General features: G+C 54.7%; 6 protein-coding genes. 4 read left to right on the plus strand and 2 right to left on the minus strand.

The genetic code is table 11. From position 1 onward, the window contains the following. Window positions 1-161: 161 nt before the first annotated feature. Window positions 162-3,203: an FG-GAP-like repeat-containing protein gene (locus B2R17_RS11190; RefSeq protein ID WP_286764048.1), complete on the plus strand. Its 3,042-nt coding sequence runs from the start codon at window positions 162-164 to the stop codon at window positions 3,201-3,203. After that, on the plus strand, window positions 3,193-6,288 hold the full coding sequence (locus tag B2R17_RS11195) for an FG-GAP-like repeat-containing protein (RefSeq protein WP_286764049.1): 3,096 nt from the start codon (window positions 3,193-3,195) through the stop codon (window positions 6,286-6,288). Before B2R17_RS11190 ends, B2R17_RS11195 begins: the two co-directional genes overlap by 11 nt. On the opposite strand, the gene B2R17_RS11200 is transcribed toward B2R17_RS11195, so the two are convergent. Beyond that, window positions 6,273-8,336, minus strand: a complete 2,064-nt coding sequence (locus B2R17_RS11200; RefSeq protein WP_286764050.1) for a hypothetical protein — start codon at window positions 8,334-8,336, stop codon at window positions 6,273-6,275. The genes B2R17_RS11195 and B2R17_RS11200 overlap by 16 nt on opposite strands. 218 nt (window positions 8,337-8,554) lie before the next feature. Then, entirely contained in the window at window positions 8,555-14,572 is a 6,018-nt protein-coding gene (locus B2R17_RS11205; protein ID WP_286764051.1) for an ATP-binding protein, read from the minus strand. 386 nt (window positions 14,573-14,958) lie between these two features. Here B2R17_RS11205 and B2R17_RS11210 point away from each other — a divergent pair, with 386 nt between their 5' ends. Beyond that, window positions 14,959-16,326, plus strand: coding sequence for an SAM-dependent methyltransferase (locus tag B2R17_RS11210; RefSeq protein WP_339887937.1), 1,368 nt, complete (start codon window positions 14,959-14,961; stop codon window positions 16,324-16,326). 269 nt (window positions 16,327-16,595) lie between these two features. Continuing rightward, window positions 16,596-17,861, plus strand: a complete 1,266-nt coding sequence (locus B2R17_RS11215) for an OmpP1/FadL family transporter (RefSeq protein ID WP_286764053.1) — start codon at window positions 16,596-16,598, stop codon at window positions 17,859-17,861. Window positions 17,862-18,013: the final 152 nt, after the last annotated feature.

Genomic DNA, 18,013 nt, shown 5'->3' on the forward strand with positions numbered 1-18,013 from the left:
TCGCTGCTCGAACGCAGTGCCGATTGCAAAACGCGTCCTTCAAAACGGTCTCATCGAGGCGTTCCAGCGTCGTGACATGTCGCGAAACTTGGCGGCGTCAATTGGCGATCTGACGTCCCGCTTCCACATGCCCCAATCAACTCGGTATCTCTGAGTCCAAAGTGAGTCGAACCTATCTTGTCCTCAACGTTTTTGGCAACTGCCTCGCGTGTTGCCTTCTTTTGGGATGCAATGGGTCGGGGGGGGAATCCGTTTCCACTCCGTCGGAAACTCACTCTGAACCGGCCAAGCCTCCCGCGAAGAACGTTGCGGCACCCGGTATTCATTACCGCGAGGCGGTGAAATCGGTTCGCATCGGCGACTTCCCAAACGCACAACGTTCCCTTCGCGAACACCTGCTAACGAATTCATCCGACACCAAAGCGATGGAACTGGCGGGTGACATCGCCTCTCGCCTGGGCGATGCCCCGCAAGCCATCCAGTGGTATCGCGACGCGGTCGAGCAAACGCCGCAACCCGGCTACGCGTTGCTGGACAAACTGGCGAAAAATCTGATGGCGACCGCGAACGCCTATGAATCGGTCGAGATTCTGAAGCAGACCATCTCAGCTCACCCCGACCTGGAACGTCCACGGTATGACTTGGCGGGGCTCGTCACGGTACTCGGTCTCAATCATGACGCGGTCAAACCATTGCAATGGTTGATCCAGAACAACCTTCGAGACGAAGAAAGCTTGGTCGTATTGGCCAACCCTGATCGCGTTCAACCCGATCCCGAGTTTTGCCGCAAACTTCTGGATCGTGCCCCGGAAGACCTTCGCCCCCACTACGCCCTCGCGAAACTGGACGCCGAAAAGCAAGACTGGTCAGCAGTTTCGAAGCGTCTGCCAGCCGTATTGAAAAGGCATCCTGAGTTCCTCCCGGCGTGGGCACTGCAAGGTCGCGCATTGGTTGCGTTGGCCATCGCTGATCCAAGCGACGCCAGCCGGCGAAAGGATCTGGTCGAGTGGGCAACGAACAAACCCGCGGCCCTGGAGACTCTGCCGGAGTACTGGACTGCCGCTGGCATTTGGTCGAACCACACCGGTGATCATGCCGCCGCAGTTTGCGCTTTTACCGAAGCGTCGCGGTTGCATCAATCGAACCATGGACCGACGCTCTCGCAGTTGCAGGCCAGCCTGCGGCAAATCGGCCATGAAGACGAATCCAACCGAGTGGCGAAACGATTCGATCAAATCGCCGGATTGAATGACGCGGTCAAGACGTTTCTTGAACGCAATTCAAAATCACAAATCGCCGCTCTCCGGGTCGCCTATCAAATGGTTGACTTGGGCAGGATGTGGGAAGCGGAAGCTTGGACCAGCCTCGCGAAATCGCTACCGGAGGATCCAGTCGCCACCATCGATCAAGCTCACCTCGCGATACGAGCTCGTTTGCGTCCGGACTCTCCATGGCAAACCGAAGCCAGTCTCGTGGCGAGTTCGATCGACATCAGTGACATGCCTTTGGTCACGTGGGACGCTGACGTTCGAAACGCTCGCACAATCGCGAACCGAATAGAAGAATCGCCGGTTCGATTTGTCGAACAGGCAAAGCAGAGAGGTTTGTTGCACACCGTTTCTCTGGCACCCGAGGCGGAGACGGAAGGGCACTGGATCTATCATAGCACCGGTGGTGGCGCCGCGGTACTCGACTTTGACTTGAACGGATGGCCTGACGTTGCGATCGCCAACCTTGACGGTGCACCGATGCAAAGCAACTCAAGCCCTAATCATGTGTTTCGAAATATAGACGGTCAATTCTCTGATGCGACATCGGCTAGCGGTTACGCCGACACTGGTTTCGCTCAAGGGATCACGTCAGGTGACTACAACAACGACGGCTTTCCGGATCTGTTTGATGCGAACATCGGCCGCAATCGTCTTTACCGAAACAACGGCGACGGCACCTTCAGCGATGTATCAGACGAAATGAATTTGGTCGGAAACGAATGGACCACTTCCGCGGTCATCGCTGACATGGACGGCGATGGGAATACGGACTTGTTCGAGGTCAACTATTGCGGCGGCAAAGCCCCCTACGAAACACCGTGCCGAAGCGACGCGACGGGCAAATTGGCTAGCTGCCCGCCTCTGAAATTCGAAGCCAGTGCCGACCGAATTTGGAAAAACAATGGAACTGGCCAATTCAAAAACGTCAGCCGTGATTGGATGCAGCCGACCAACATTGGCAGAGGACTCGGCATCATCGCGGGACAACTCGATGAAACACCGGGGCTCGACCTGTTCATTGCGAACGACATGTCCGTCAACCATCTGTGGTCGACGTCGAGCGTTGCAGGTGACGAGTCCACCGCCGCCACAATACGACTGACCGACCTCGGCACCGTTCGCGGTTTGGCAATGAGCGGGCAGTCCAATTCGCAAGCGTCGATGGGGATGGCCGCCGGTGATCCCGATGGCGACGGCGACCTCGACTTCTTCCTCACCCATTTCGCTGAAGAACACAATACTTACTACGAGCAAGTTGCCCCCGGCCTTTGGGAAGACCGAACGCACGCGGTTGGACTGTACGAACCTTCCTTGAACCAACTCGGTTTTGGAACGACATGGACTGATTTCAATTCGGACGGAGCCACGGAACTGTTGGTCACCAATGGCCACGTCAGCGACACCGGCCGCACGGACATCGGCTACGAGATGCCCCCGCAGCTGTTCACCAGATTGGAATCCGGACGCTGGCAGGAACAACCAAACAACTCCCTCGGCGACTACTTCGAACGCGAGCACCTCGGCCGAGCGTTGGTGACTCTCGATGCAAATCTGGATGGACGAACAGACGTTTTGATCACGCATCTCTACGAACCCGTCGCCTTGCTGATCAATGAATCCGAAGTTTCCTCAGAATCGATAGGGCTGCGGTTCCAAGCGACATCGGGCCATCGAGACGCCATTGGGACCACTGTTGAGGTCCAATCAGCGGGAGATAAACGCACGCTCCAACTCACCGCCGGAGATGGCTACATGGGCAGCAACGAACGAAGGCTCTCATTCGCGTTGCCGGATGCATCAAACAACGCCGACATCGTTGTGAATTGGCCTTCAGGGCACAGCCAATCATTCAAAGAACTCGAAGCGGGCCGCGACTACCTGTTGACGGAGGGAATTGCTCAGCCGATTCCGATGAACAAGCATGTGCAATGAACCGAGGTTTCAAGGCAGACCAACGAAAGCGATCCTTCTGTTTGCGTTGTGCCTGCAAATTGCCGGTTGCAGCTCCGAGCCATCCAACTTTGACAAGCTTCGAAAGCGACAGCAACTCAAAGAAGCAGCCAAGCAGACGACCGACTTGGACACGGACGAACAAATCGCATTGGCTAAGAAAGAACTTGAACTCGGCTCAGTTGAGCGTGCAAACGAGATCGTTGGGCCACTGCTGATCAGCAATCCGGACGATCAAGAGGTGTTGCGGCTGAAGGCTGAGATCCAGCACCGGATGGGCAATAACGTCGCCGCGGCGGAGCTGCTCGCTTCGATCCCATTTGAAAGCCAAGACCGCGCGACCACGGCAGCATTGGTCGCAGCTGACTTTTATCTCGAAGCCGATGCGTACGAAGCCGCCATCGATCTATTGCAAAGTCGCTTGCAGGATCGACCGGATGACGCTCGAGTCCGTCATCGTCTGGTCGAAATTTTGAATCAGTCAGGTCATCGAGTTGCCGCCAGTCGAGTTCTGCAACCAGTGATCCGCGAAGGCCAAGCCAGTGAACGGGAACTTTTCTCAATGATCACGCTGGGCGATGCGTTCGTTGATGAAACCCTGCCCGCCCCAGACTTCTCAAAACCAACACTCGCACAGTTCTCGCTCGCGAGAAGGCAGCGGGACCAAGGCGAACTGTCGGAAGCCAGTGAATCACTTGCGAAGCTTCGACAGCAATATCCAAATTCCACAGCGATCGCCGCTTTCCAAGGCCGGATACTCGCCGACCTAGGAGATTTCGACGCCGTCGCAAAGTGGCGGCAGGACTTGCCCCCAGGCATCACGTCTGAACCCGAATACTGGTACGCGATTGGGCAACTCGCACAGAATCGAGAAGAACATTCCGCCGCGATTCGTTGTTTTGGCGAGGCTCTTCAGCTTGATCCGACCGATCGCAATTCGCTGGTCTCGATGGCTCGATCGTTTCGTCAGATCGGAGAAACCGACGGGGCTGACGAAGCGATGCGGCATTTTGAGATGCTGGAACGAACTTCGGAACTGGCAAAAATCTTTGGATTGGCCTCCGGCACGCCAGCCCAATATCGCGAAATGGCCAGTTTGCTGGACAAACTGGGACGTCCATGGCAATCGATCGCGTGGCAGCAAATCGCAGTTGCCAAGACCGGCAACCAACCAAGCGACAAAGCTGCTCTCGACCTCAAACGAAATCGATTGAAAGAGCAATCCGCAGCCAATGAGTCATACGCCGACTCAACCGTCCCCTGGTCAAAAGCAAAGCTCTCAAATTGGCCAATGCCAGACTTTCGCGACTCGCAGTCGCCCGAAACCGATCAACCAATTTCGTCCGAACAGAGCAAGCTTTCATCCGTTCCCGCACCCATCCGCTTCCGACGCATCACTTCGGACCTGAAGCTTCACTTTCAATACGACAACGGCGACGATCAAGCCGACAACGAATTTTACTTGCATCAACAAACGGGCGGCGGCATCGGAGTCATCGACTTTGATCGCGATGGATGGCCGGATCTTTACTGTGCTCAAGCCGGCGAAGATGCACTCACTCGGCAGTCAGGCATATCGAACCAACTGTTCCGAAATCTTTCATCCACCTCAGTCGCGGATGTCACGGCAGCGTCGCATTCCGCTGACAACGGTTACGGTCAAGGTATCACGGTCGCAGATACCAACCAGGATGGGTTCCCGGATCTGTTGATCGCAAACATTGGTCAGAACGTCATTCTTCTCAACAACGGTGATGGAACGTTTTCGCGTGGCGAGCTACACAGCTTCGGCAACGATCAATGGACAACATCGATTGCTTGTGGAGACCTGGACGGCGATCATTTACCTGAGTTGATTGAGGTGAATTACATCAATGATCCGTCCGCTTTCGATATCCCCTGCGTGCCGGACAACGATGCCTGCGGCCCCAGTCGATTTAAACCCGCGGCGGATCGGTGGTTTTCGCTCAATCCCACCGGCGAATTCCAATCCATTCATTCGTCAACAGAAGCCGATGGTGCGGTCGCGTCTGATTCAATCGCCGGTCACGGTTTCGCGGTGATCATCGGCAATCTCAATGCCCAATCCGGAAACGATGTCTACATCGCCAATGACGGGGATGCGAATTTCTTCTGGCAAAATCGAAGATCAAACGCGGCCAATAGTTCGCAGCTGACACCCGAAAACGACGACCAAACGAAATCCTTTAAGTGGGAAGCAGAAGAGACGGCTTACCTCTCAGGCATCGCGACGAGCCAACAAGGTGGTCGACATGGATCGATGGGACTCACGCTTGCTGACTTTGACCGAAACGGTCTGCCCGACCTGCACGTCACCAACTACTGGGACCAAGAAGCCGACCTGTACCTTCAGGGTAACGATGCGATCTTTCGACACTCCAGTCGCCCCTGGAAAATTCGCGAATCCAGCAAATCAACGGTGGGTTGGGGAACGCAAGCTGCCGACTTTGACCGCGACGGACGTCCTGACCTAATGGTTCTCAACGGACACATTGTGAATCACACGCACCGAGGCGTCCCCTTTCGAATGTTGCCGCAACTCTATCAAGGACACGACGATCACTTCGAGTTGGTCTCCAGTCCATCCAACGCCGACTTGAGACAAGCTGATGGATTCTGGTCGCAACCGACTCTCGGCCGCGCTCTCGCGGTGTTGGACTGGGACCAAGATGGAATGCCGGACGTTGTCGGCAATCATCTGGATCAACCGATGGAACTGTTGAGAAACGAATCCGACCAGCAATCCTGGCTACAATTGGAATTGGTTGGAACGACCAGCGAACGCGACGCAGTTGGAGCCACTGTCCAGGTTCAATCCGGCGCGAATCGCTGGACCAACTGGGTGATCAACGGAGGTTTCTTGACCAGCAACGAAGCGGCACTCGATTTTGGACTGGGCAATTCAGTTGGCCCGTGCAAAGTCACCATCTTGTGGCCCTCGGGGACAGAGCAAATCATTGAGAACGTTCCACTCAACCATCGCTACTTGGTGATCGAACAAGAATCGACCGTCCCATGGTCACGCCAGAATCATTCTCGCAAATGAATCGGACGATGGTTCCTACGTTCGAGGAACTCTCTGGCTCGCAGAAAATCGAATCGCCCTTCTTCGTTGATTAGAACCGAAGGCCTAGGCTCCATCTTCAAACTCTCGTCGATCGCTTCAATCGCGTCATTGAAAGCCTCCATGCGTTCCCCAACAGGTGCCATCGCATCCATTGGTTTTGAAATACGGTTGGGAAGCGTACGCAGCGACTTCTCCGCGACAATGCGAATCGCGTCGTAAGGATCGTTCAGCGCAAGAAGCAGATAGGGCTCCATCCACTCAGTTCCTGATGCTTCCTGCGCCGGCTTCCATCCCATCGCTGCAACCTGCACCGCACGCTGAGCCGCATCGCCGCTGAGCAAGTGCAACGCGGATGTCGACAAATCAACATCGGACTCGGACTTCGTGCGTTCTGGAATCTCCTGCCCATACCAATCATGCAGATGTCCGGACACCCAATCAAAGCCGCGATCGAGGTGACACAAGGAACACGCATTCGGGCGGTCCGTGAGTCGGCTCTCTGCAATCGATGGACTGGAAATCTGGTGGCTACGAATCGTCTTGAGCAATCCATAGGTGGTGTGAGGCATGTGGCAATTCATGCAACGACTGCCATGGGATCCTGCCGCGTGATGCGTGTGCATCTCAATCTGATCGCCCATCTCCGAGTGACATTGCAGGCACGCGTCATCACCCGCCATGCCCGAGCCCAACTGATCGTTTCGCCATTCAGTCAATTGAGGCGTTGCATCCTTGTCGTCCCCTGACGCCGGATGCATTTGGTGGCAGGACAAACACGTCATCTCGCCGTGCTGGAAACAAGCCGACTCGATCAACCCGTTGTACTCTCGCCCAGCAATCCGAGGCATTCCATCTGCCCAGAATGCACCGCCGACGTCTTCCATTTTGGACCACTGCTGAAACGCCTCCGATTCTCGATGCTCCGCTGACGCTCGAACGACCTTCGAAAACCCGAGATCGTCCAACAAATCTCCCGGTCGGAACGGGTTGCCGTTCTGCTCGTATTCCTTCAACGCGACCACTTCGTAGTCAGGCGTGAAAACGCTGTGGCATTGGCCGCAAACATCCGCCGATGCTTGCTTGGAAAGCTTTGCGGGATTCACGATCAAATCGTCCGACTTCGTCTCGGCGTCATTCTCCGACTCCGCCAAAACTTGACTCAACGTTGCATCGTTCTCTGGATTGGCATGTCGAAGCACGTGCCCGCGACCTTCGCCGTGACAGGCTTCGCAAGCGATCCCAAACTCCGCAACGCGAGTGCTCCAATCCTGGGCATCAGCGTTGAAACGTTCTCGAGGGTGCGTTGAATGACACCGGCTGCATGTCCGATTCCAGGTCCCAAGCTCCAACCCAGCATGATGATCCGGAGGCTGAAGAAAACTCGAGTCTCGAGGAATCCAACGGTCTTCTTCGATCAGATAGACGATATCGAGTTGAGCTGGCGTTCCGGGGCGGTCTGATTCGTGCCAAAACACATGCATGTGATGCGAGCCTGTCATCATCAACAGCTCACGACGCATCGTCATGCCACCTCGAAACGGATCCGAGTAGGTCACGAAGAACGAATCGCCACTTTGCTCGAACAGGTATCGTTTGCCTTGAACAACAACTTCCCCGTCCGCGATGGCACTCGGAGCGGTCTCGATGCTGACAACCTGTGTCATCGTTCGGTGAAACGACGCGTGCCAGGATTGGTGTTCGTCGGCGTGGCACTGCAGACAGGTTTCCGAAGCAACAAAACCCTCTTCCAGTTCGATCACCGGCCTCAATTGTGAAGCCGTCAGAGTCACTCGCGTGTCATTGTCGTCGCCACCTGGACGCGTGGTATCAGCGGTGGAGTCAGCTTGAACGACCGGTGAATCATCCGTTTCGACAACGTTGTTCTTCGAACGGTTGCATCCGAGCAATGCCGCAAGTGCCACCATCGCGAAGCATAGGCTGAGCTTGTCGCCGCTCGAGCGTTGCGAGGTTCGTTGTGTCGACTCGCACACGACCGCAGACGATGATCGGTCGTTCAGCACACTCACGTTTCATTCCGCCTTCGGCTCGGGCAATTGGCAAGGTGTACACGCAGTTGGCGTACCTTGCGACGAACTCGCGAACAAATTTGGCAGATGACACAAGTCCGTCCAGAAGACGCAGATGGGATCGATGCCTGATTGGATGCGATATCAAAATCAGGAAGACAATCTACCTCAATCATCGAGGTTTTGAACAGTGATTTTCGCTACGTATCGATCCAGGACTAGCCACTGATGTCGGTGGAGGCGTCGAGCGAACCGGTTGAAGCATTGTCCGAAGACGAGCTCTTTTCCTGGATCGCTTCACTGACGTAATTTTGCAGCTCGGTCAGCGTGTTTCGCAGCGTTTCCCATTCGGAAACCTCGATCGCCGATTCCCCTTGGGCAGCAATTTCAGACAGTTGCAGCAAACCGACGGTCCCGCCGGAACCACGAATTTGATGCAAATGTTTGCCAACTTGCTCCAAATCGCCGCGATCGTAGGCGTTGATGATGCTCGGCATCGTTTCGTCAAGTTGGTCGATCAAATCGCAAGCAAACTCATGCAGCCAATCATAGTTGAAAATCTTTTCCTTCTTTGAATCAGCTTCGTCATTCAATGGTTCGTGTTCCGCGTTCGTACTTACTTCGGGTTCCTGATTTTCGTGTGAAAGCCCCCCAGTCGATACAACAAGCGGTTCGCCTTCAACTTGCGACTGCGAATCCATCTCAATCGATGGCATTGCTTCCACAATCGCAGGCGTTGGCTCATCGATCATTGGCGCTGGCTCATCGATGGAAGCAACCTTCGGCGTGTCACCGTTTCCGCCAACTGTGTTTCCGGCCACACACTGGAGCAGTGCGTTGAGATCAAGCGGTTTGGTCTGGTAGTCCGTGCATCCAGCTTCGCGACAACGGATTTCGTCACCGGTCATCGCATTCGCGGTGAGAGCAACGATGGGTGCATGGAACCCTTGTTCACGCAACGCGGATGTCGCGGTGTATCCATCCATCACTGGCATCTGCATGTCCATGAGGACGATGTCAACCATTGACGGCTCGCTGCGCAGTGCATCGACGGCTTCTCGACCGTTGCATCGAATTTCGACCTCGGCTCCCGCGTCTTGCAACAACAACGACAGCAATCGCCGGTTCGTTTCGCAGTCATCCACTACCAGCACACGGACCCCCGTCAAATCAACCACGTCGAACTGATTGTCTTTGACACCATTGCTGGGCAACAGAACTTCAGCAGGACTCAGCATTCGAACACCCGACGGGCACTCGATGTTAAAGTCCAAAATCATTTGCGTTCCGAAACCTCGCTTGCTTTCGACTTCCAACGTTCCGTCGAGAGCCTCCGCCAAACGCTTGCTGATGGAAAGCCCCAATCCGGTGCCACCATATTCCCGCGTGGTCGAAACATCCGCTTGCTTGAACGGTTCAAAGATAAAGGCGGTTTGCTCCTCCGTCATGCCGATACCGGAGTCCTCCACGACAATCTTCATCTTGCTGCCAGCTTCACCCGAACCAACGGCACTGATCGAGATCGTCACGCCACCTTGGTTGGTGAACTTGATCGCATTGCTGGTGAGGTTCGTGAGAATTTGGCGCAGTCGAGTCGGATCGCTGTAGATCTCTTCGGGGAAATCACTATCGACGCGAATTTCAAGGGAGATATCTTTTTCAATCGCTTTGGAACGCAACGACGCGATCACGTCTTGGACCATCCAACTCGGATTGCACAGCACCCGCTCGGTCTCAATCTTGTCCGCTTCGATCTTGGAAATATCCAAGATGTCATTGAGCAGATTCAACAGATGAAAGCCATTGGAGTGAATGGTTTGCAAATGCGATTCACGTTCCGCGTCGTCGGTGACCACACCACGCAACAACAACTCGGTGAATCCCAAGATGCCGGTGATCGGCGTGCGAATCTCATGGCTCATTCTGGCCAAGAACTCGCTCTTTGCATGGTTGGCTGCTTCAGCCGCAGTTTTCGCAACTTGCAGTTTCTCTTTGGTCGCGGTCAATTGCTGAGCGGTCAATTCGAGTTCTTTCGAATGCCGAACAACCGATTCTGTCCGTTCGTGAACCTTCTTCTCCAGATTCAGGTTCAAATCTTGAAGCTGCTGGAAACTATTCGCCTTCTCCATCGCAGCACCCGCTGCGGATGTCAGATAGTCAGCAATACGGATCTCATCGTCGTCGTAGAGATTGCTAAATCGTTCGTTGCTGACATAGAGGTACGAAACAGTCTGATCGTTCACGTCCACCGGACTGCATAGGAACGTGCCTTGCTTGGTCGTTGCGATGCCATTGGACACCGCATTCTCAACGTCGGTGACAACGGTTTGCCGAGTCCGATCGACCTCGATGACGATTGCGGGATCAAACGGCATTCCGGATGGAACAGTGTTCAGCCGCTCATCCTCCGTTCGAGTGATCAAGAAGACTTGCTCACCGCGAAGAATTTTCGTCGCCGCACGACGAACCTCTTGATAGATCTGTTCTGGCAGTACGCTTGTCGCGATACGTCTTCCTGAGGCTAGCAACGAGTCGAACCGATTGACCAACGAAAGCGAGCCGCCTTCGTTGACGTCGTAGTCGCTGCATTCCAATTCCGATAATGTTCCGCGAGCTTCTTCGATCGCATCGCTATCGATCGGCCATCCAAATTCGGCCGCGTATTCAGCGAACAAGATCATGGTTTTCGCGTGAGCGACAACCACGCCCTGAGATTCCGCAACCTGCAAGCTCTTTTGGAAACAGACCCGTGACGCTCGAAGCTTTCCGGCCAAGGCCAGATAAGCACCGCGTTCACGATACGCGTGAGGAATTTCGTTGGTGAATTGCTTGCTCACCTTAACGGCTGATTTCGTGGCTCGCCCCAATTCGCCGATCGCTTTCCGACGACGTTGAGCACTTCTCGGGACCGAGGTTTCCAACAGTCGCCGCATGGCGGTGCAGCGCCACGGGTATGCCGGACTGACGTAGGTGTTTGAAACACGCGTGTCTTCCGCGACGGAGATTGCTCGCGAGAACGACTGGACCGCTTCAGCAAAACGGTCCTGATAGTATTCGCGAACACCCTTCGCCAATAACACCTGACTCATTCGTTGGGAATCAGCCAAGTCTCGAGCCAGTTCGTTTTCGATGATCTCTTCAGGAATGTCGCCGTTGGTCGAACGAGCCCACACGTCGATGATATTGCCCGTCGCTTGATAGTCACCGCGTTTCATCGCGGACTCAAAGTTGATTCGTGATTGCTCGAGCGCCTCTTTGTGTCGCCCCAGTCGATACAGCGATGCCGCCAGTTGATAGCGAGCGATGTGCACTTCCCAGTAATCACCCGTGCGTTCAAGCATCTTCACCGCTTGGCCGGCCTGTTCCACACACTGTTCGTATCGTGAAAACGACAGCAACAAAATGCTGAGGAAGTTGCGAGTTTGCCCCTGTCCCCAAACGTCATTGAATGCCTTGCGGATCTCCAGCGACCGTCGCGCGTATTCGACCCCACGTTTTTCCCATCGCAGCAACGTCATCACGGGCGCGTGTTCGGAATACGATTGCGCTAAATAGCGAGTCGGCTGAAAACGTTCGGCCGCGTTCATGGAACGCAAGTGAGCCCACAGGGTGTAATACTTGTCGCGAGTGTACCAATAGGCATGAGCAATCTGGCTGTACAACGACAACGACATTTGCTCTTCTTCAGACGGCTGACCACATCGGCGCCCAACAAAACAGGGCAGCAAAGAGTTGCGAACCTGACGCCCCGCCTCCAGTGCGATGCGAGCCATCAGAGACAGCCGGTTGTTGCACACAGGTTGCTTCAGTTGCCGCAAAGAGGCCTCGAAGCATTCAACGGCCAAATTCTTGCTGCCTCGTTTGAAGTGCAGTTCACCTCGTTTGAGAAGCACGCGAGCATTGTGTGTATCGGTCTGTGCACTTTCAAACGCCTGGTCGAGCCACGCTTCCGACTTGTCATATTCGCCCTGCAGCATCAACACATCGCTCATCATCATTTCGATGTGATGCTGTTTGGAGCGATCGGCGTGACAAATCGCGCGAGTCGCGATCCGCAACTGCTCTTCTGCACTGACGAGCGAGAAACTGTTTCTGGCAATTTCCGCGGCTCTCAAAGCGAACGGCAATGCCTGTTCGTGTAGCTCCGCGGCGTCGAAGTGGTAGGCCAGCTTGAAGAATTCAAGAGGCTCATGTTCGACGTAGTACTGTCCAATTTGGCCATGCATCGATCGAATACGATCGGCGCTCAATTCTTCTAAGATTGACTCGCGAATTTTGTCGTGCACAAAAGCCAACACGCGATCGGGCCGGCTCCATACCAATCTCTGGACTCGAGCCGGATGAATGGCGCGGTGCGCGTCCGCCAGTCGGATGCCGACCAAATCGGCTGCGACTTCCAAATTGAAGTCTCGACCAATCACCGCGGCGGCGGTCAGCAACTCACGGGTTTCAACGGGGAGTCGTGTCAGTCGGTCGACGAGAATTTCGCTGGCATCATCGGCTGCTTGGAAACTTGACAACTTTGCATCATCGACCACCCAACATTTGTCAGCCGGACGAAGCGCACTGGACTCGACCAAACCACGTACAATCGCGGAGGCCATGAAGGGACTGCCACCGGCAAAACGCTGAACCACCTCGATCGCTTCGGTTGGAAGCTGGCCTGCCATCGATTCGGCAAGCTGTTGAACCGCTTGGTCGGTGAGCGGGCCGAGCTCGAGCTTGACGGGGAAACTCAAATCGTCGTTGAGTCGAGTGCACATCCCCTCGCTGGGACGAGTCACCGCGAAAAGGAAAAGGTGACGAGCGGGGCACTCACAGATGGCTTGTAAAATGCGGAAGGATTGGTCATCCATCCACTGACAATCATCGAGTGTGATCATCACGCTTGTATCAGGAGTCCCCAATTCAGTGAACAAGGTTCGGAACGCGGAAACGATTCGTCCCTGCCCGAATTCATCCGGCCCAGAAAGCTTTGCATTGCCCCATCCAAAAGCCTTCGCAAGTGCCGGCAAAGCCGTCGTGACTTCCTGCCGATAAGGCTCCATTCTTTCGCGAGTGCGTTCCAGCATGATGGGGTCATTGGTCAAGTGTTTGACCAGCTGATCCATCGCCTGCAGCCAGATCGCCGAAGGCTGTTGATTTGCATCCGGCAGCGATCGTCCACGCAAGACCAAGAAACGTTTTCGTGAAGCCAATCGTGAGACTTCGTTTAGCAATCGGGTTTTTCCCATCCCCGATTCGCTTCGCAGCAACACGCGTTCGGAGCGTCCATCCAGGACATTGTCCAACGACTTCTCAAGCGTCCGAACGTGCTCATCGCGACCCACAAAGGCGGGGTCAATTAGCACGGTCCGCTTGTCAGTGTTTCCAATAACAAAGTCATCTGCGACGCCACCAGTCTTCAGTTGATGAAGAATTGTCTTCACGTCATCGAGCACCGCGGATGCACTCTGATAACGATCGCGAGGTTCCTTCCGGATAAGCTTTTCAACCAAGGCGATGACGACCGACGGTGTCTCATCTGGGTAGCATCCGGCATCCGGGTCCGCGGTCATGTGCCGGTATAAGATTTCGCTGACGTCGCCCGCGAAAGCCGGTGTACCGGTCAACGCGGCATAAAGAACATGCCCAACCGAATAGAGGTCCGATGTTTCGCTGATATCGTGATCGATAATGCCGGACAACTCTGGCGAGGTATAAGTCGCACACTCGCGAGCCAACAAATCGTCTTTGCCAAACAGTTCCGGGCACCACAACGGAACGTAACCACACAGCACCGAACGTGCGTCGTCACGCACAATGATATTGGACGGGCGTATATCCCTGTGAATGCACCCAATCTGATGGATCTGCTCGAGGGCTTCAAACAAATCTTTGGCCAAAAGCATCGCTTCGGTTGCCGTCAGCGGACGCTTTCGAAACCGCCGCGCCAGGCTGACTCCTTCCACGTACGGATACACCACTTGCAGGTGGGTCTCGCCAACCATGAAGTCAATCGGCCGCGAATACGTCTCGCAGTAAATGCCTGAAGTGAGTCGCGATTCTGTTTTGAATCGATGAAAACCGCGCTCTTGAAAGAAGAGTTTGGGGACCTCGCGCAGGATGACCTTTCCACCGGTTGTCGTGTCAATTGCGGAGAAACACGAAACAACGGACGCGTTGGACAACTTCTTCAGGACGTTGTACCGCTGACTGCTTGTTGCGTCAGAAACGTTAGGTGGAAGGGAACTCACATTCGCCTCGATTGGATAGTTGAAAGCGTCACTGCGAAGAAGCGATCATGACCTCGGGGCCTTGGTCACTGTGCTTCCTTGGGCAATCGATCATCCTTGCGCAATGGCTAGACTTTGCCCGTGCAACAGTACCGCGCAGATCCGTGCCACTCTCAACGAACCAATCAAATGAGCGGAATATTTCAGTTGACTTTCTAAAAACTCTCAATAGTGTCCATACCATTGGTATAACCATCTTGTCGCGAGGCGATTTGGAGGCGAGCCAACCAAAAAGAACGTTTGGTAAAGTTCCCGGTTCTTTCAAAGTGATTGGATCCAGTGTTCTTGGGTGAACACGCGTTCTTGCTATTCCAGTAGGCTCCTTTGGAGAGAACATGCTTACATCAGTGGATGGAAAGCCAGCGGTTAGCTGGGAAGAAGACTATGAGCAACGAGTGAATCCAGAGCTGATGACGGAGCTCTTGCACAACGCCATCCCAGTTCTGAAAGCCGTGCAGTGGAAGGTCACATCCGTGACTGAGGGCGGCTGCGAATCAGTGTTGCCGTTGACGAAGGCATCCACCAATCAACATGGCACCCATCAAGCGGCTTTGATCTCTTTGTCCGCGGACTACACCGGTGGTCTCGCACTGACGACACTGTTGCGTGGAGTTCCGTTGGCCGGCATCCATCGTTGCAACGACGAGGATTCGGCTTCTTTATGGTTGGCCGCCATGGATGTGAAGTATCGCAATCCAAGCACCGGTCACCTGACGGCAACATGTGATATCTCGGCGAACATCGCTCGTACGGTCCAGCAGCGTTACTTCAACGGAAAACGCGTTCTCGTCACTCTGCCGGTTGTTTTCACCTCGAATGGGGAACTGGTCGCGGAAGCAGAAATGCGATATTTCGCACAACCGTCCATTCAATTAAAACCGACCAAGTCCAACCCACGCATCTCGCCGATCTTCAAACAAAAGCTAAAAGCCTCCGCTCGAATGATCGCTGGCCTTCGCGCGTCATCGGAGAGCAAGAACATTCGGGTGGATCAAAGTCACGAACGGCAGGCCGCCGGTCCTCACGGCGAACTGCTCGCCAACCGGCTCAACGGAGTGCTGCCGCAATTGAAGGACATGGTCCTCGCACGCACCCGTCATATCGATGAAACGCTTCGAAGCGTTGAGAACATCGAACAGGTGGTCATCCTTGGCGTTGGCTTGGACATGCGGCCGTTCCGCATGAATGAAGAGTTGGGACGCCCCACGTTCTTCGAATTGGATCTTCCGGAGATGCTCGAGGAACGTGACCGAGTCATCGCGGAGATGAAACCCGATGCAAGTGTGAGGCGGCATTCGATGTCGGCTGATTTCAAAGTCGACAAGATTTCGCAACTCCTGTTGCAGAACCCTGACTTCGACCCCAAGCGTCCAACCGCAGTCGTCTTCGAAGGTTGTTCGATGTATTTCACTCGCGAGGAGAACCAACAAATCCTCAGCGACATCGCCTCCTTGTTGCAACATCCCAATAGCTTGGTGTGGTGCGATCTCGTTCGCGAAAACGTCGTGGAAGGAACCGTGCCTTCGCCAGACATCAAAAAGTTCACTGATGGGATGGAAGAACTGGGCGAACGCTTCATCTTCGGCAGCAATTCGCCTACCGACTTCTTCCTGACCTGCGATCTACCGCAAACCAGATCCACCACCGTCGGCGAATTTCTCGGGTCAGATGATCCCGTTCTGGCGACCTATCAATTTGCTGTCGGATCGAAGTAGACCGCCCCGAAACAGACGTTTCACACCACACCGGAGACGACCTTCTTGAGATCCGTCGTTTACGGAATGGTAGAGACAGAATCTCACCGGTTGTATTGCTGACAAAACAGCCCCGTCACACAGAGGGGCTGTTTTCTGAGCGTGCTGTGAAACTGTAGCGGTTTGAACGGAATTTCAGGCCGGTCGCAGCGATTGAGTCGATTTGATCGAAGGTACCGAGGTGTTCGGTCAGTCGACAGATGCAATGATCAATCGTTGGGGCAATTCGAATGAACAAGAGACTTCTTTCGCTCGCAGCAATGCTGCTGGCCACCTCGTTGGCGAATCTCGCCTATTCGCAGGGCGTTTACATATCGTCCGCGGGGCCAATCAACCGCAGCATGGGCGGTGCTTCCACAGCAGCTCCCATCAGTGCACTCAGCGCGATGTACTGGAATCCAGCCTCGATCAGCGGCATGGAGAACACCGAATTAGAAGTCGGCGTTGACCTGTTGTTTGCTGATCACAACGTGACCTCCACTGTCGGCGGCACGACTGGTTCAACCGATGCAGAGCCGGGGACGTTCCCCGTTCCAAACTTCGCCTGGACCCATCGCTTGCAGGACCCGCGTTTCACGTTTGGTTTGGGTGTCAATTCAGTGGCGGGTTTTAAAACCAGTCTTCCATCCAGCACGACCAACCCGGTTCTTGCCCCACAAACAACCGGACTCGGACAAATCACTTCCGAAGCGTCCTTTTTGCAAATCGCTCCGGTCCTATCGATGGCGGTCACTGAACGAATGTCGATTGCTGCTGGACCAACGGTCACGACCGGCCAGGTCGGCATCGAACCATTCGTTTTCGATTCTGTGAATGGCGACAACACCTATTCGTCCGGCCGTGCAACTCGCTACCACTGGGGCGGCGGTTTTCAGCTGGGTTCGTACTTCCTGATGACGCCGGATTGGCAATTGGGTGCATGCTACAAAAGCAAGGCGTGGATGGAGACTTTTGAGTTCACTGGCGCCGACGAAAACGGGTTGCCGAGAACTCTGACCTGCGATCTCGATCTGCCTTCGGTAGTATCACTGGGAACTGGCTACACCGGCTTCGACCAGTGGCTTTTCGCAGCGGACATCCGCTACTTCGACTACGCCAACGCGGACGGTTTTGGCGACGACGCTACTTACGACGGAACCGGAAAACTGGGCGGGTTGGACTGGAGCAGCGTCTTCGCGATCGCAGTGGGAGCACAACGTTCGATCGGCGAACGATTGGTTCTGCGAGGTGGATACAGCTACAACCAAAATCCGATTCGCGAGAGCGAATCGTTCTTCAACATGGCATCGCCTTTGATCTACGAACACGTGCTAAGCATGGGCGGTTCGTACAATCTGAACGAGAAGGTTGCCGTCAACCTCGCATGGTCGCACTACTTTGAAAACACTCGCACGGGGGCTGTCATTCTGCCCGGCGTGGGTGCTGTACCCGGATCATCAATCACAAACCGATTGTCGGCTGACTTCCTCAGCTTCGGTATCGTGATGAAGCAGTAGTTCGCAAACAGCGGCATCACGCAACTCGACTTTCAACCGACTTCGCGATCTGCCCCTCGCGATGCGGTTCCCCGCTGACTTCGCAGCGCAACTCTATAGCCTTTGCATCTTGCAGCCGTTGCGATCGACGATGTCACGTCGCGACGCCATCT

The organism is Rhodopirellula sp. UBA1907 (genome assembly GCF_002337565.1).
Classification (GTDB): domain Bacteria; phylum Planctomycetota; class Planctomycetia; order Pirellulales; family Pirellulaceae; genus Rhodopirellula; species Rhodopirellula europaea.